General features: G+C 66.8%; 16 protein-coding genes. 5 read left to right on the top strand and 11 right to left on the bottom strand.

Annotation, left to right across the window (positions count from 1 at the left end; genetic code table 11):
• Positions 1–159: 159 nt before the first annotated feature.
• Positions 160–855, top strand: a complete 696-nt coding sequence (gene dhaM, locus AC5RTT_RS08970) for a dihydroxyacetone kinase phosphoryl donor subunit DhaM (RefSeq protein ID WP_494011862.1) — start codon at positions 160–162, stop codon at positions 853–855.
• A gap of 77 nt (positions 856–932) precedes the next feature.
• Positions 933–1094, top strand: a complete 162-nt coding sequence (locus tag AC5RTT_RS08965; protein ID WP_494144893.1) for a hypothetical protein — start codon at positions 933–935, stop codon at positions 1092–1094.
• Between the two features lie 16 nt (positions 1095–1110).
• Here the strand turns inward: AC5RTT_RS08965 and AC5RTT_RS08960 are convergent, their stop codons facing one another.
• The 3 genes from AC5RTT_RS08960 to AC5RTT_RS08950 all read right to left on the bottom strand — a co-directional run bounded on the left by AC5RTT_RS08960 (position 1111) and on the right by AC5RTT_RS08950 (position 3029).
• Complete coding sequence (locus tag AC5RTT_RS08960; protein WP_494144892.1) at positions 1111–1596, bottom strand: hypothetical protein; 486 nt, start codon at positions 1594–1596, stop codon at positions 1111–1113.
• Positions 1597–1705: 109 nt separating this feature from the next.
• Positions 1706–2137 carry a DUF3592 domain-containing protein gene (locus tag AC5RTT_RS08955; RefSeq protein ID WP_494144891.1) on the bottom strand — a complete coding sequence of 144 codons (432 nt, stop codon included), beginning with the start codon at positions 2135–2137 and terminating at the stop codon, positions 1706–1708.
• A 73-nt stretch (positions 2138–2210) separates the two neighbouring features.
• Complete coding sequence (locus AC5RTT_RS08950) at positions 2211–3029, bottom strand: A/G-specific adenine glycosylase (RefSeq protein WP_494144895.1); 819 nt, start codon at positions 3027–3029, stop codon at positions 2211–2213.
• Positions 3030–3312: 283 nt separating this feature from the next.
• Here AC5RTT_RS08950 and AC5RTT_RS08945 point away from each other — a divergent pair, with 283 nt between their 5' ends.
• A complete protein-coding gene (locus AC5RTT_RS08945; RefSeq protein ID WP_494144890.1) occupies positions 3313–4002 on the top strand; it encodes a hypothetical protein in 690 nt (229 codons plus the stop codon).
• A gap of 15 nt (positions 4003–4017) precedes the next feature.
• On the opposite strand, the gene disA is transcribed toward AC5RTT_RS08945, so the two are convergent.
• The 3 genes from disA to AC5RTT_RS08930 all read right to left on the bottom strand — a co-directional run bounded on the left by disA (position 4018) and on the right by AC5RTT_RS08930 (position 6078).
• Complete coding sequence (gene disA, locus AC5RTT_RS08940) at positions 4018–5094, bottom strand: DNA integrity scanning diadenylate cyclase DisA (RefSeq protein ID WP_009357808.1); 1077 nt, start codon at positions 5092–5094, stop codon at positions 4018–4020.
• 220 nt (positions 5095–5314) lie between these two features.
• The gene (locus tag AC5RTT_RS08935) at positions 5315–5845 is read right to left on the bottom strand and encodes a 2'-5' RNA ligase family protein (RefSeq protein ID WP_494144889.1); all 531 of its coding nucleotides are present in this window, start codon (positions 5843–5845) and stop codon (positions 5315–5317) included.
• A 26-nt stretch (positions 5846–5871) separates the two neighbouring features.
• Positions 5872–6078 carry a hypothetical protein gene (locus AC5RTT_RS08930; RefSeq protein WP_494144888.1) on the bottom strand — a complete coding sequence of 69 codons (207 nt, stop codon included), beginning with the start codon at positions 6076–6078 and terminating at the stop codon, positions 5872–5874.
• A gap of 231 nt (positions 6079–6309) precedes the next feature.
• On the opposite strand from AC5RTT_RS08930, the gene AC5RTT_RS08925 reads away from it, so the two are divergent.
• Together AC5RTT_RS08925 and AC5RTT_RS08920 are read left to right on the top strand one after the other, a co-directional pair.
• Positions 6310–7923, top strand: coding sequence for a peptide chain release factor 3 (locus AC5RTT_RS08925; protein ID WP_494144887.1), 1614 nt, complete (start codon positions 6310–6312; stop codon positions 7921–7923).
• A 6-nt stretch (positions 7924–7929) separates the two neighbouring features.
• Positions 7930–9165, top strand: coding sequence for a beta-ketoacyl-[acyl-carrier-protein] synthase family protein (locus AC5RTT_RS08920; RefSeq protein WP_494144886.1), 1236 nt, complete (start codon positions 7930–7932; stop codon positions 9163–9165).
• 98 nt (positions 9166–9263) lie between these two features.
• On the opposite strand, the gene AC5RTT_RS08915 is transcribed toward AC5RTT_RS08920, so the two are convergent.
• From AC5RTT_RS08915 to AC5RTT_RS08895, 5 genes are all read right to left on the bottom strand, one after another.
• Positions 9264–10616 (bottom strand): MFS transporter, encoded by a 1353-nt coding sequence (locus AC5RTT_RS08915; protein WP_494144885.1) that lies wholly within the window; start codon positions 10614–10616, stop codon positions 9264–9266.
• A gap of 479 nt (positions 10617–11095) precedes the next feature.
• Entirely contained in the window at positions 11096–12424 is a 1329-nt protein-coding gene (locus tag AC5RTT_RS08910; RefSeq protein WP_494144884.1) for an enolase C-terminal domain-like protein, read from the bottom strand.
• Complete coding sequence (locus AC5RTT_RS08905; RefSeq protein ID WP_494144883.1) at positions 12421–14025, bottom strand: aldehyde dehydrogenase (NADP(+)); 1605 nt, start codon at positions 14023–14025, stop codon at positions 12421–12423. The genes AC5RTT_RS08910 and AC5RTT_RS08905 overlap by 4 nt, the downstream gene beginning before the upstream one ends.
• Before the next feature lie 36 nt (positions 14026–14061).
• On the bottom strand, positions 14062–14976 hold the full coding sequence (kdgD, locus tag AC5RTT_RS08900) for a 5-dehydro-4-deoxyglucarate dehydratase (protein WP_494144882.1): 915 nt from the start codon (positions 14974–14976) through the stop codon (positions 14062–14064).
• A 140-nt stretch (positions 14977–15116) separates the two neighbouring features.
• Positions 15117–16001, bottom strand: coding sequence for a LysR family transcriptional regulator (locus AC5RTT_RS08895; protein ID WP_494144881.1), 885 nt, complete (start codon positions 15999–16001; stop codon positions 15117–15119).
• Positions 16002–16124 lie beyond the last annotated feature (123 nt).

Raw genomic sequence — 16124 nt, 5'->3', positions numbered from 1 at the left:
GCTGTGCTGTCCATGGTGGACCTGTCCCGGGCGAGCTACCGGAAGATGTGGCAGAACCTGGTGTGGGCAACGGGCTACAACATCCTGTCCGTGCCCCCACCGGGACCCCGGGGCGGCATCCAGCGCTCTGATCCTCCGGGCTGCGGTGGGGGCTGCTGCGTGACGGTCAGCATTGTGGTGGTGTCCCATAGCGAAAAGATTGCCGACGGCGCCGCGGAGTTGGCCGCGCAGATGGCACCCGACGTGCTGGTTTTGACAGCCGGGGGCACCGCCGACGGCAGGATCGGCACCAGCCTGGAAAAAGTGCTTGCCGCCCTGGACAACGCCGCCGGAGGTGACGGTACCGTGATCCTCACGGATCTTGGATCGGCGGTGATGACCGCGGAATCCGCCCTGGAGTTCGCCGAGGATCCGGCCGGCGTGCTGCTGGCCGATGCCCCGCTGGTGGAGGGCCTGGTGGCCGCGTCTGTGGCCGCGCAGGGCGGGGCGGACGTGCAGGCGGTGAAGCGTGCGGCGGAAGCTGTCCGTGGGCCCTCGCAAAATTCCGGACCGCCGCCCCAGCGGGAGATCTTGGAAGGGTCTGTCACCGGGCAGGGCCCGGACTTCACCGGCGACTTCGAGCTCATCAACCAGGCAGGCATGCATGCCCGGCCCGCGGCAAAGATCGCCGGGGGGTTGTCCGCCCTGGACGCCGAAGTCACCGTCAACGGCGTAGACGGTGCATCCATGACGGCGCTCATGACGCTGGCAGCAGGCAAGGGATCCGTCCTGCATGTGGAGGCCCGCGGAGTGGATGCCGAACGGGCGGTGAACTACGTGGGCGGGCTGGTGCAGGCGGGCTTTGGCGAGCCGTAAGGCCCTTCGGGCCCAAAACTCCTCCACGCGGTGTGTTCCGAAAGGCTTCACCTGCTCGTGCGAATAAGCTCGATGGCATGGAACGGCAGGATCCCGAAGGCAGCTACCCGGCAATCGAAGTGCTGGACGGGCAGACGTCAGTGGAGGAACTGCTCGCGGACCTGGGCCTCGAATGGCGCGTCGAATGTCCGGATTCGGGAAGGGCAGGGGAGCCCTTCAGCCAGCCGGCGCTTTTCTAGTCGAGGGCACGCTACCTCAGCTGCGCTCGCGAAGGCCTGTCGCGTCCAGGATCACGGAGGCGGAAATGAATTTTCCGCACTGCACTCCGAACGGATAGTCGGCCTTCGGCCTGAACTCCAGGGTATGCACGGGCAACGGTGCCCCGTCAGCCGCGTGGCCGGAGGACGTCACCGTCATCAATGCTTCCGTCAGGGTGTCCAGCATGAGCATCCCCACCTTGGTCCCGTCCGGCGAGGCAGTGGCTGAACAGACGCCTTCCGGAGTGCAGCCCTGGTCGATAGAGGTGCTGCCAGGCTGGAGTTCGACGTCGGCCTCCTTGCAGCTGCCATCCTGGCAGGCTTTCACATGGAGGGCGCCGACGTGGCGTGCGTAGTCCGCGGTGACCGTAACCGAGACCACCGTGGCCTGGGCTATTGCCGGGCACGCAACTGCGCCGGGTCCGCAGCCGGAGGCGAGCCCCGCCGTCGTCACCAAAGCCAAAAGCAGTCCCTGCCTGCGCATACTTCAGGGTAGGACGGCGCGGGGCCGGGTGGGCCCGGAGGCGGCAAGTGGTACCGCCATTGTTATGGCCCGGATGCTGCTGACACCCAAAAGGAGACTGAGGAAGGCGTCAGTCGAGCGGGAAGATGCCGATGAACCAGAACAGTGCCAGTGCAAAGACGGCGAAGAACGGGATAAGGCAGCCGAGCGTGGTCCGGGGCGCCGAGGAGACCTGCAAGGATTCATGCGGATCGTCCGGGTTGTAGGCCACTTCGATAAGGGATCCGGGCACGGGCTCCGCCGCCCGGGAAATCTCTGACTTGCCCATGTACAGCGTGCCGGAGGAATCGCTGAACTGGTAGGTGGGGAAGAACCGCCGGCTGCGGCTTGAGCCGCCCCCGCCGCTGGTCCAGCCGGGAACGCTGCCGGTAACAGTTGCCTGGGCCTTGGGCCAGCGTGCCATCAGCTGCTCCTGTCGCCGGGTTTTCCGTGCGGCGTGGACCATGGCAAAGGCAGCTGCGGCAACGAAGAGCGCCCACACAACGTACAAGATGATTCGCAAGGCATCCCCCGGTTCCGGTCACCAGAAAGTATGCCATCCCGTGCATAGTTCGGCCGAGCGCCGCCGGCGGGGGTCAGGCTGGCAGGCGGTATCCGCCGTCATGCAGTTCAGCCAGCCCGTCCGCCAGCAGCCCTGCCAGTGACCGCTCCAGCTGTTCCGGGGGAGGGTTCAGCCGGTGCAGCGCCGCCAGCGGCACGCCGATACCGTCCGGTACGTAGCCCAGGTCCGCCGGGGCATGGTGGAACATCTCCGCCGGCACGGGCGCACCGGCCAGGCGCAGCACCGCCACCACGGCTCCCCGGACCTGGCGGTCGGTGCCGTGCCATGCCTGGCCCTTGGGAACGTACGACGGCGGGGGCTCGCCGGCCGCGAGCCAGGCACAGGAGTCCTTCACCGGGCACGCCGGACATTTGGGCACCCGGGCAGTGCAGACCAGGGCGCCCAGTTCCATGACTGCCGCGTTCCAGCGCACGGACGCGGCGTCGTCGTCCGGCAGGAGCGAGGCGGCCAGGCGCATCTCCGCAGCGGTCAGGGTGGGGGCAGGCAGCGCGGACCCCGTCACCAGGCGTGCGTGTACCCGGCGGATGTTGGTGTCCACCACGGTTTCGCGGCGGCCGTAGGCGAAAGCCGCGACGGCGGCGGCCGTGTAGCTTCCCACCCCGGGGAGTGCGAGCAGTTCCGGGTAGGTCTCCGGGACCTTGCCGGCATGCTCCCGGACTATTGCCGCGGCGGCGGCGTGCAGCCGCAGTGCACGGCGGGGATATCCGAGCCTGCCCCACGCTCGTACGGCTTCGCCGGCCGGTTCGCCCGCCAGTCCGGCGGGAGTGGGCCAGCGTTCAAGCCACTCGTGCCAGACAGGCAAAACCCGCACCACCGGCGTTTGCTGCAGCATGATCTCGCTGACCAGGACGCCCCAGGGGGAGCAGGAGGGGTTGCGCCAGGGAAGGTCGCGTGCGGTTTCGGCGAACCAGTCGGTAATGCTGGCGTGAAGCTGCTGGAGTCCGCCCGCGGTGCCTGGCACGGCGTCGGGGGCTGCTGGAGCGGAAGTCTTGGTGTCGATTCCAACACTGTAGTGGATGCGTTTTGCAGGCCGGAAACCGGATGTGACCGACTGCGTTGGCTGCCCGGCGGCGTGGTGGCGGGGCAGAACCCGGGCGGTTCCCTAGCCTAGAAGTATGGGCAAGCAGGGCACTTCATCAGCACGCGGCAAGGCATCGGCATCCGGATCCAGCAGCGTCCGGAAGCCCAGCCCTGCCGTGTACCGCCGGCGGCGGCTGATGGTTGGCGGTGCGCTGCTGATGGTCCTGGCTCTCGTCGTGGGCGGGTTGGCTTTGGCCGGGGCCTTCGGCGGGGCTTCCGAGCAGGCCTCGTCCACGGATCCGGCAAGCGGTTCCGCTTCCGCCGCTCCCTCCGCCTCGCCGTCCACGTCTGCGTCAGCCTCTGCCGCCCCCACGCCGACCGCCTCCGCAACGTTAACGTGCAACCAGAACCTCGTAACGGTCTCCGCGTCCACGGACAAGGCCGCCTACGGGCCCGACGAAAACCCGCTGCTGACCCTGAAGGTGACGAACGGGGGAGAGGTGCCGTGCCAGGTGAACATCGGAACCTCGCAGATGGAGTTCCTGGTGACCAGCGGCCCGGACAGGGTCTTCTCTTCCAGGGACTGCCAGGCGGCCAGCGAGGACCTGGTGAAGGTGATCGCTCCGGGAGCCAGCGAAACCGCCAACTTCCCATGGCCCCGGAACCGGAGCGTTGAGGGGTGCCAGGCGGTGGACGCCAAGCCCGGTGCCGGCGGGGCGTACTACATCTTCACCGCCAAGCTGGGTTCCAAGGCAAGCCCGAAAGCCGTCTTCCAGCTGAACTGACTTTCCGTGGGGTCTTTACAGGAACCGGTCCAGCAGGCTGGCCTCTGCCATCCGGCTGAGGCCCTCGCGGACCGTGCGTGCGCGCTGGTCGCCGATGCCGTCAACGGTCATGAGGTCGTCAATGGTGGCCGCCATCAGGAACTGCAGCCCGCCGAAGTGGTCCACCAGGCGGTCGGCAACAGCCTTGGGAACCGCCTTCAGGCCGGACAACAGCCGGTAGCCGCGGGGCTGGACCACGGCGTCGAGGTTCGCCTCCCCGCCGGCGAACCCCACGATGCCCGAAATCTTGCCGAGGTCAATCAGTTCGGTGGGACCGAGATTAACCAGCGCGCTGACGGCCTTTTCGATGTCCTCGGGCGAGGCGTCCGGGCTGGCGTAGTCGCGGATGATGACGTCGCTGCCCGGGCCCCGGCCCACTGTCAGTTCATCGAGCTGGAGTGACAGGAGCCGGCCGTCTTCGCCCAGCTCCAGGACGTACTGGGAGATTTCTTCAGAGATCCGGCGGACCATTTCCTGCCGCTGCAGGGTGACCGCCACGTCCCTGACAGTTACCATCGCCTCAATCTCGAGAGCCGACAGCGAACTGGTCACCTGGTCAAGGCGGGACCGGTAGCGTTCAAGGGTTGCAAGGGCCTGGTTGGCGCGGGCCAGGACCTTCTCCGAGCCCTCGAGCACATGCCGCAGGCCGTTCACGTACAGCGCGATGATCTGCATGGACTGGCTGACGGAGATGACCGGAACTCCGGTCTGGATGGCAACACGTTCGGCGGTGCGGTGACGGGTGCCGGACTCCTGGGTCTCAATGCTGGAATCGGGCACCAGCTGGACGGCCGCACGCAGGATGTTCCCGGCGTCCCGGTCGCAGATGATGGCGCCGTCCATCTTAGCGAGCTCACGGAGCCGGGTGGGGGAAAACTCGATGCCAATATCGAATCCGCCGGAGCAAATGGAGTCGACCGTCCGGTCCGAGCCCAGGACGATCAGCGCCCCGGTCCGGCCGCGGAGGATGCGCTCCAGTCCGTCACGAAGGGGAGTTCCGGGTGCCACTCTGCCCAGAGTCGCCCTAAGTGATTCCTCGGGGCTCCGCGCCATAGATATTCCCTTCAAAGGTGCGGACCGCCGCCCGCAAGATGCCGGCTTTTCACACTTGCCGGCAGGATAAAAAGTGCTCATTTTCCCGCAAGCTCAATGATAGGGGCAAGAAACTCCAACTTCCGCACGGGCAAGCCCCAAAGTGCCCCATTAGGGGGTTCCTGAAAGTACCGCCGAACCGGCCTGTCCTGCAGCCCTGAGTGGGCCACTTTGCCGCTGGTCAGCCCGGGACCCGGGGAAGCGCCTGGCCGCCAGGTCCCAGGGAAGTGATGGTCCTGGTGGTGCTGTCCCAGTGCCTGGCGGCGGTGCACTGGGCCTCCATGCGCAGCTCAAGCAGGTCCAGCGCCGTCGCTACGAGATGCCCGGGAACCCGGCGGGCGAGGGTGACATGCGGCGTCCAGGCATCTGGCCGGGTGAGCGGCAGTGCGCCTGCCGCCCGATCATGGAGGGCCCGGTGCAGGTCAAGGAGTGCCGTCGTTACCACAACCGAGCGGGCAAGGACATACCTGCCGGCCCCCGAAGCGAAAACCTGGACTCCGGAGAACCCGATGCCCAGCGGCAGTCCCTGCCAGAGGTCATCGGCGTTGTCCGGCACCGTCAGGTCCTGGCCGGCGGCAAGGGTGATATGCGGGCTGTTGCTGGCGGACGTATGGCCCGCCTGGCTGGGAACGCCGGCAGCGGCGAGCCTTGCCCAGTCGGCCCTGATGAGGGAATCGGAAGAGGCGTCCAGGACCAGCTCGATGCTGCGCATGAACACATCATGCCGTTACCGCAGCTTCATCCGGGAAAGGGCTGGCGTGCGCGCTCCCGGAGCATGCGCTCCAGATCCCTGCTGACGGCGGCCAGCGACGCCGCCCGCAGCGCCTTCAGCTCCACCGCCGTCTGGGTGCCGCGGCCCGCCGCGCCTGCATTGCGGTCCTGGTCCCGCGCGGAGTCCGGACCGGTAGTGATGGGATCGAAAAACACCTTGCCCTGCGTCGTCATGGTGCCAACCTAACCACCTGCCGTTTCCCGGTTTTGAACGGTTGGTTTCACGGGCGTTAAGCGGGCACGGAGCCGGTTTGCGGTGCTGCGATAAACTTGTACCTTGGCTGTCCGCCGGCCCGCCTACCGGCCCCGCGGCCCGCCGTTCCGTTAAGTGCAGTGCCTGGAGCGCAGTGCTTCGAAAGGCGCCGCCAGCGCCTGGGCAATCCCAACCGCAGCGAAAGTAGCACCGTGTCCCAAGATGTCCTGACCCCCGCCCGGATCTCCGCGATTCACAAAGAGGCCGGCCGCCGCAGGACCTTTGCTGTCATCTCGCACCCCGACGCCGGCAAGTCCACGCTCACGGAAGCGCTCGCCCTGCACGCCAAGGTCATCGGGACCGCCGGCGCCTCCAGCGGCAAGGCGAACCGCAAGGAAACGGTCTCCGACTGGATGCAGATGGAAAAGGACCGCGGCATCTCCATCAGTTCCGCCGCCCTGCAGTTTTCCTACCGGGACACGGTCATCAACCTGCTGGACACCCCCGGCCACGCCGACTTCTCGGAGGACACCTACCGCGTGCTCGCCGCCGTCGACTGCGCCGTGATGCTGGTGGACGCAGCCAAGGGCCTGGAAACCCAGACTATGAAGCTGTTCGAAGTCTGCAAGCAGCGCAACCTGCCCATCATCACGGTCATCAACAAGTGGGACAGGCCCGGCCTGGATGCGCTGGCCCTGATGGACGAAATCACCGAACGCACCGGCCTGCAGCCCATGCCACTGACCTGGGCCGTCGGCATCTCTGGCGACTTCCGCGGTGTCTGGGACCTCCGCAACGACCGCTTCGCCCGCTTCCAGCGCAACAACGCCGGCGCGCAGATCGCCATCACCGAATACTTCACCCCGGAGGAAGCCGCGGAAAGCCAGGGCAGCAACTGGTCCGACGCCGTGGACGAGGCCGGCCTGGTGATCGAATCGAACCTGGAATTCGACGTCGACGCCTTCCACGCCGGCAAGGCAACCCCCATCCTGTTCAGCTCCGCCGCCCTCAACTTCGGCGTCAAGGAGCTGCTGGACGCACTGGTGGACTTCGCCCCGCCGGCGGCGCCGCGCCCCGATGTGGACGGCCGCCCCCGCCCCGTCGAATCGCCGTTCTCCGGGTTTGTGTTCAAGGTGCAGGCCGGCATGAACAAGGCCCACCGCGACCACGTTGCCTTCATCCGCGTCTGCTCCGGTGTCTTCGAGCGCGGCATGGTGGTCACCCAGACCCGCACCGGCAAGTCCTTTGCCACCAAGTACGCCCAGCAGGTGTTCGGGCGGGAACGCGAAGTCATTGACGAGGCGTACCCGGGCGACGTGGTGGGACTGGTCAACGCTTCATCCCTGCGCGTTGGCGACAGTCTTTTCCTCGAGGAGCCGGTGGAGTATCCGGCCATCCCGCTGTTCGCCCCGGAACACTTCCAGGTGGCGCGTTCGAAGGACCCCAGCAAGTTCAAGCAGTTCCGCCGCGGCATCGAGCAGCTCGAGCACGAGGGCGTCATCCAGGTGCTCCGTTCCGACGTCCGTGGCGACCAGGCGCCGGTGCTTGCCGCCGTCGGACCCATGCAGTTCGAGGTGGTGGAGGACCGCATGGCGCACGACTTCAGCGCCCCCATGCGCCTGGAACGCCTGCCCTACTCGCTGGCCAGGATTTCGACGGCGGAGGCCATGCCCGCGCTGGCCAACGTGCCGGGCGCCGAGGTGCTGCTGCGGTCCGACGGCGAATACCTCGCCCTGTTCAACGACGTCTGGGCGCTGCGGCGGATCGAAAAGAACCACCCGGACCTCACCCTGGTGCCTATCGGCACGCACAACCCCGCGAAGTAAGGCACCATGACACTGAATCCATCACCTGTCCGCGCCGTGGTGACCGGCGCCGGTACCGTCAACCCGCTCGGCTCCTCGGTTGCCGAAACCTGGGCCGCCCTGGTGGCCGGAAAATCGGGCATTGCCCCGCTGGATGCAGAGTGGGCGGAGCAGCTTCCGGTGAAGATCGCCGGCCAGGCCCCAGCTGACCTTTCCGGCCACCTCAGCACCCGCGAGATCAAGCGGATGGACCGTTGCGGCCAGCTGGCGCTCATCGCAGCGCGCGAAGCATGGGCCCAGGCCGGCGCCCCTGAGGTGGACTCCGAACGCTTTGCCGTGGTGATCGGCTCCGCTTACGGCGGCCTGGGGTCCACTCTTGAACAGGACCGGACCCTGGCCGAGTCCGGCCCCCGCAAGGTGTCGCCCCACACACTGACCCGGCTCATGGTGAACGGCCCGGCCGCCTGGGTGTCCATCGACCTCGGCGCCCGCGGCGGCGCCCGCACGCCGGTCAGCGCCTGTGCCTCCGGGGCTGAGGCGATTGTGCAGGCGGCGGAGATGATCCGCTCCGGTGCGGCCGACGTCGTGATTGCCGGCGGCGTGGACGCGTCCGTCAACGACCTCGTGATTACCGGTTTTTCGCAGATCCGCGCTTTGTCCACCCGCTCCGATGAGCCGCAGCGCGCCTCCCGCCCGTTCGACGGCGGCCGGGACGGTTTTGTGCTGGCCGAGGGCGCCGGTGTGGTGGTGCTGGAGAGCGAGGACCACGCGCGAGCCCGCGGAGCGGCGGTGCTGGGTGCGGTGGCAGGTGGAGCCGTTACCTCCGACGCCAACGACATTGTGGCAGCGGACCCTGCCATGCAGCGGCGCGTGATGCAGAAGGCCCTGGAATCGGCCGGAATGCAGCCCGCGGACATCGGCTTCGTCCACGCCCACGCAACATCCACCCCCGTGGGGGACCGGCTGGAAGGCCAGGCCATCAACGCGATCTTTGGCGCGGACGTGCCGGTGACCTCCACCAAGGGGCACACCGGCCACCTGTTGGGCGGCGCCGGCGCGCTGGCCGCCGTCGTGGTCCTGGAGGCGCTGCGCACGGGCCAGCTTCCGGGGACCCTCAACGTCGAAGAGCTGGACCCGGAAGTGGACCTTAACGTCGTCACCGAAGACGTCCACACTCTCCGGGCAGGATATTCCCCGGCCGGGCTGGTGAACGCCTTCGGTTTTGGCGGGCACAGCGTCGCCCTGGTCATCACCGGCCGGTAGGCGCCGGAAACCCCCGCTGGAAATGCTGGAGCGGTGCCGGAACGCCGTATCGCTACAGCGCTCCGGCACCGCTCAGGCAATCCGGATGTAAAGGGGCGTCAGGCCCGGCTGGGAACCGGAGCCGCCAGCACGGGCTCCTCGTCCGGGGCAACCTCCCGGCCGTCAGTGCGCCTTTCCTTGAGGAAGTAGACCAGGCCGGCGGCGATGGTGGATGCGGCGGCCAGGGCGAACAGGCCGGGGATGACGCTGCCGGTCTGTTCCTTGATGATGCCGAAGCCGAAGGGGGCAACGAAGCCGCCCAGGTTGCCCAGCGAGTTGATGATGGCGATCGCGGGGGCGAGCACCAGCGGGTGCAGCCCGGACTGCGGGATGGTCCAGAACAGGGGCGAAGCGCTCTTGAAGCCCATGGCCGCGACGGCGAGGAACACCAGGGCCATGACCGGCGAAGCGACGGCGGCCGCGAAGGTGCCAACGGCCGCCACCAGGAGCGCCACCACCAGCAGAGGACGCTTGGACTTTGCCTTGTCCTGCAGCTTGGCGGCAAAATACATGGCAAACACGGCGCAGACCCACGGGATGGAGGAAAGGAATCCGACGGTGAGGTCCGTGGTCCCGGGAATCTGCTTGATGATGCTGGGAAGCCAGAAGGTGTTGGCGTAGATGGAAAGCTGCACCGAGAAGTAGATGCCGCACAGCAGCAGGATCTGTGGGTTCAGGAGCATCTTCCAGCGGTTGACTTTGCCCGCGCCGGCCTGGGAGTGCTGTGCATCCTCAGCGGCGATTGCCTCTGACAGTGCATCCTTCTCGGCTGCGGACAGCCACTTGGCGTCCTTGATTTTGGCATCCAGGACAAAGAACACTGCGAAGCCCACCACGACGGACAGAGCGCCTTCGAAGCCGAAAAGCCACTGCCAGCCCCGCAGGCCAAGAGCCCCGTGGAGGCTCAGCAGCATCCCGGCAATGGGGCCCGAAATTGCCGCGGCGATGGAGGACCCGGCGATGAAGATGGCCGTGGCCTTGCCGCGCTGGCCGGCCGGGACCCAGCGGGCGAAGTAGAAGATGACGGCGGGGAAGAACCCGGCCTCGGCGGCGCCCAGCAGGAAGCGCAGGACGTAGAACATGGTTTCGTTCTGCACGAAAGCCATGAGGAAAGAAACAGTGCCCCAGCTGATCATGATCCGGGTTAGCCACACTTTGGCGCCGTACTTTTCCATCATGACGTTGCTGGGGAGTTCGAAGATGGCATAGGCGATGAAGAACAGCCCGGCGCCGAAGCCGTAGGCGGCAGCGCCGATTCCAACATCAGCCTGGAGGTGGTCCTGGGCGTAGCCGATGTTGGATCGGTTCAGCTGGTTGCAGACCAGCATGACCAGCATGATGGGCAGCACGCGCTTGAAGAATTTTTTCGTGGCCGAGGCCACGTCCGTGACGGCATTGTCCACAGACATCATCGAATGTTTCCTTTGGGGGTTGGGTAGCGCAGGGCGGCTGCGGGGCGATGGGATGTGGGGCCCGCCACAGCGACTCCACTACTTTAGGTTGCCGATGTGATGCGCGTCCAACACGCAATCCGCATCGCTTCATGCCCTGTCGGCATGGTCACGCCGGAAGAGGCGACACCGGGACGCCCCTCCCGCGGCGGCGCGGGAGGGAAGCGCCAAGTGCGGGTCAGTCTGTTTCTGGTCCCTGGCAAAAGTGGCACTCGTCATCGCAGTCGGCGCCCACGGGTGCCGGGTTGTTGCCGGCGAGGGGACGCGGCTGTGCGGGAAGAGCAGACGCGCTTGCATGTGTGTGTTCGAGGAGGGCCGTTTGGGCATTCATGGGGGCTCCAAGGTGGAATTCCGCACGGCCGGCCTCTGTTGCGGGGAGGTTCCGGCCGTGCGGAAGTTGGTGCCGGCGTACTGCCGGGAAGGGCGCAGTGGATTGCGGCTTACCTGACCAGGCAGGGCCGCTTCGGGTCGAAGGACCAGCCTTCGATGTAGTACTGCATGCCGATGCTGTCATCGCGGGCGTCCAGGCCGTGCTCAAGGTACAGCTGGTGCGCCTTGTCCAGGGCATCCCGGTCCAGCTCAATGCCCAGCCCCGGGGCGTCAGGCACCTCGATGGCGCCGCCCTTGATCTGCAGCGGTTCCCTGGTGAGGCCCTGTCCGTCCTGCCAGATCCAGTGCGTGTCCAGCGCGGTGATTTCGCCCGGGGCAGCAGCGCCGGTGTGCGTGAACATGGCCAGCGAGATGTCGAAGTGGTTGTTCGAGTGCGAGCCCCAGGTGAGTCCGAACTCGTTGCACAGCTGTGCCACCCGGACCGAGCCATGCATGGTCCAGAAGTGCGGGTCCGCCAGCGGGATGTCCACGGCGTTGCTGCGGATGGCATGGGACATTTCCCGCCAGTCGGTGGCGATCATGTTGGTGGCCGTCTTCAGGCCCGTGGCCCGGCGGAACTCCGCCATCACCTCGCGGCCGGAGAACCGGCCTTCGGCGCCGCAGGGGTCCTCGGCGTAGGCCACGACGCCCTGCATGCGCTTGCCCAGGCGGATGGCGTCCTCGAGGAGCCAGCCGCCGTTCGGGTCCAGGGTGACCCGGGCCTCCGGAAAGCGCTTTGCGAGGGCCGTGACCACGTCCACTTCTTCGTCGCCGGACAGCACGCCGCCCTTGAGCTTGAAGTCACTGAAGCCGTAACGCTCCTGCGCGGCCTCGGCCAGGGCGACGACGGCGTCCGGAGTCATGGCCTCCTGGCGGCGGAGCTTTTCCCACCGGTCGGCGGGCGCGTCCTCCACCAGGTAGGGCAGGTCCGTGCGCGCGTGGTCGCCAACGAAGAACAGGTAGCCGAGCATCGGCACGGACGTGCGCTGCTGGCCGTCGCCAAGCAGTTCCGCCACCGGTACGCCGAGGTACTGGCCGTGCAGGTCCAGCAGGGCTGATTCGACGGCGGTGACGGCGTGGACCGTGGTGCGCAGGTCGAAGGTCTGCAGGCCGCGCCCGCCGGCGTCCCGGTCTGCGAACTCAGCCGCCACCTCGCGCAGGAGCGAGCGGTAGCGTGCAACCGGCTTCCCGTTGATGAGGGCACCGGCTTCCTCGATGGTGGTGCGGATTTTCTCGCCGCCGGGAACCTCGCCCAGGCCGGTGCGCCCGTCCGAATCGGTGATGATCACAACGTTGCGCGTGAAGAAGGGGCCGTGCGCGCCGCTGAGGTTCATCAGCATGCTGTCGTAGCCGGCAACCGGTACTACCTCGACTCCGGCGATGGTGGGCTGGCGGCTCATGCGCTGACCTCTGCTTTCTCTGCGGCGGGAACCACGTCGCCGTTGATGCGGCGGTTGAGGTGCCAGGGGTTGGCGTCCAGGAGGGCTTCGGGGAGCAGTTCCTGGGGGATGTTCTGGTAGGCGACCGGGCGGAGGAACCGGTTGATGGCGAGGGTGCCCACGGAGGTGGTGCGGGTGTCGGAGGTGGCGGGAAACGGGCCGCCATGGACCATCGCGTGGCCTACCTCGACGCCGGTGGGCCAGCCGTTGACGATGATGCGGCCCACCTTCTGTTCCAGGACGGGGATCAGGGGTGCCGCCATCGGGTAGTCCGCTTCGGTAAGGTGCAGGGATGCGGTGAGCTGGCCCTCGATGCGGCCGGCGGCCTGCAGCAGGTCCTGGACGTTCTTGTACCGGATGACCAAGGACGCGGCGCCGAAGATTTCCTCATGCAGGACGTGGTTGCTGATGAACTGGTCCACGCCGGTGCCGAAGATGGCGGGTGCGGGGGCGTTCTGCGTCGGGCCAGGGGTGCCCTGGCCAAGGAGTTCGACGCCGTCGGCCTTGCCAAGCGCTTCGGTTCCGGCGTTCCAGGACCCCGCGATGCCCTCGGTAAGCATGGTCTGTCCGGCGCAGGCTGCTACGGCGCGTGCGACGGCGGCGGCGAGTTTGTCGCCTGCCTCGCCTTCGGGGGCGAACAGCAGGCCGGGGGAGGTGCAGAGCTGGCCGGAGCTGCCGGTGACGGCGGTGACGTAGGCGGCAGCGAGGGCGTCGACGTCACCTGCGAGGGCGCCGTCGAACACGAAGACCGGGTTCAGGGAGGACATCTCGGCGTAGACCGGAATGGGCTCGGGCCGGGCGGCGGCGGTCTTCATGAGCGCGACGCCGGCAGCCTGGGAGCCGGTAAACCCGACGGCCTTAATGGCGGGATCGGCAACGAGGGCCTGGCCGATGCTGGCGCCGGGGCCGTAGATCAGGGAGAACACGCCCGGGTGCAGGCCGAAGTCCTTGACGGCCTTCGTGACTGCCTGGCCGACAAGTTCGCTGGTGCCGGGGTGGGCGTTGTGCGCTTTGAAGACCACGGGGCAGCCTGCGGCCAGGGCCGACGCAGTGTCGCCGCCGGCGGTGGAGAAGGCCAACGGGAAGTTGCTGGCGCCGAAGACGGCGACCGGACCGAGCGGGATCTGGCGCTGGCGGATATCCGGACGGGGGAGAGGGGTGCGGGCCGGGATGGCGGGGTCGATGCGGACGCCGCGGAAGTCGCCCTGGCGGACGACGTTCGCGAACAGGCGCAGCTGGCCGGTAGTGCGGGCGCGTTCGCCCTGGAGCCGGGCCGCGGGCAGCCCGGTTTCATGGCCGGCGCGGATGATCAGTTCGTCGCCGATGGCTTCGATGTTGTCAGCGATGGCGTCCAGGAACGCGGCGTGCGTTTCCGGGTCAAGGGTGCTGAAGGACGGGTAGGCCTCCTTCGCGGCGGTGGTGGCGGACTTGAGCTGCTCTTCGGTCAACAGCGTGTAAGCAGGCTCCAGCGCCTCGTTGGTGGCGGGGTTGAAGCCGAAGGTTGTCTTGCCGTCGCCGACGACGGTCTGTCCGGCGATCAGGGAGTGTCCGGTGAGGGTCACGTGGGTTCCTCCTGTGTAGCGGTGTGGCAGGGACGGTCAGGAAACGCGGGCGATGAGGTCTTTGAGGTCTGCCAGGTCCTTCTCGGCCATGTTCTGCAGCGGGGGACGGACGGGGCCTGCGGACCGGCCGATGGCGTCCAGGCCGCCCTTGACGATGGAGACGGCGTAGCCCTTCACACGGTCACGGATGTCCAGGTAGGGGATCACGAAGTCGTTGAGCTTCTGGTTGACGGCCGCACGGTCGTTGTTGCGGACATCCTGGTAAAAGTCCAGTGCGAACTGCGGGACGAAGTTGTACATGGCGCTGGAGTAGGTGCTCATGCCCAACTGCAGCAGCGGAAGGGCGAAGGTCTCTGCGGTGGGAAGGCCGCCGAGGTAGAACAGCCGGTCGCCGAGCTTGGCGTAGACGCGGGCGTCGTGTTCCAAGTCACCCACGCCGTCCTTGAAGCCGATCAGGTTCTCGTGGCGGTCCGCCAGGGTGGCCACGGTGGTGTCCTTGTAGATGGCGTTGGCGCGGTTGTAGATGATGACGCCAAGGGAGGTGGAGCTGCAGACGGCGCTGACGTGGTCGATGAGTCCGCCCTGGTCCGCTTCGGTCAGGTATGGCGGGAGCAGCAGAATGCCTTCGGCGCCCGCAGCTTCGGCAGCCTGGGCGTTCTCGATAGCCTGGGCGGTGGAGCCGCCTGCGGAGGCCAGCACGGGAACCTGTCCGCCCACCTCGTCGACGGCGGCACGGACCACGCGGGCGGATTCCGCCGGGGTCAGGGAGAACCCTTCGCCAGTGCCGCCTGCTGCGAAGAGGCCCGCAACGGGGAAGCTGGCCTGCCAGGCGAGGTGCTTGCGGTAGTTCTCCTCATCGAACTGCAGTGCGGCGTCAAAGGACGTTACCGGGAACGACAGCAGGCCGTCTTTCAGGGTGTTTGCCAGTTCCTGGGGGGTGTACTTTGCCACGATCTTGTCCTCTGGTTCGAGCGCCTTTTGGCCGCTGGTAATGAATTCCTGTTCAGGTTAGGCAGAGGATGTAATGCCTGTCTAAGTGCACTTTTGAATGCATTGATACCTTCAGCGCATTACGGCTGATTCTTCGGTGCTCACTCCATCGCAAACTCGAAGTCCCGCAAGAGGCGGGAGAGTGCTGGGTTGGTGATCCTGCGGTTCCAGATGGCGTGCAGTTCCACCTGCCCGCCCTGGTTGTCTGGCAACCGCAGGAACTCCACGCCTTTGATCCCCAGCAGGGTGGCGGAATGCGGCACGAAAGCGACGCCGCGTTTGGCTGCAACCAGGGAGACCATGGTCAGCACCTGGCTCACCGTGTGGACCACGTTGGCGTGGTGAATGGGAAAGGTCCTCACCACGAGGTCGTAGAAGTAGCGGGCCTGGATGGGGGAATGCATGATAAGCGGCTCGTCCTTGAAGTCCTCAGCCGTAATCTCCCGCGCCAGAAGCGTCAGGGGGTGTCCGGCGGGAACCGCAAGGACCAGCGACTCCTGGTACAACAGGTGGGAGTCGAACGTTTCCCGGTCGAATGGCGGCCGGGCGAGTCCGAGATCCAGTTCCCCGGACATCAGCCGGCTGATCTGCTCCCCGGTGACGAGCTCCTGCAAATCCACATCCACGTCCGGGATGACGGCCGCAATCTCTTCCAGCATCGGGCCAAGGATACTGAAGCCGCTGGCAGCGGTGAATCCGATGCGCAGGACGCCCGACCTTCCCGAAGCTATCCGGCGCGCCGAGACCGGGGCGCGTTCGGCCAGCGCCATGAGGCGGCGGGCTTCCTCAAGGAAGGTCTTGCCTGCGTTCGTCAGTTCGACTTTCCGGTTGTCCCGCTCCAGTAGTTCAGCCCCGATGATCTTTTCCAGCTTTTGGATCTGCCGGCTGAGCGGGGGCTGTGTCATGTTGAGGCGTTCGGCCGCCCGGCCGAAATGCAATTCCTCAGCAACAGCGATGAACCCTGCCAGTTGGTCGAATGTGAACATGATGCCTTCCCGGTATCACTTGATGCAGTTTTGGGCTTAGACAGGCATCATAACTCCTCCCTACACTCGACAAAGCGAACGGGGTGACCCGGTTCACAGATTGTCCGGACCCCGCCCGGAGAC

Source organism: Arthrobacter sp. Y3221157, from assembly GCF_059089865.1.
This window is presented reverse-complemented; position numbering and strand designations above follow the sequence as displayed.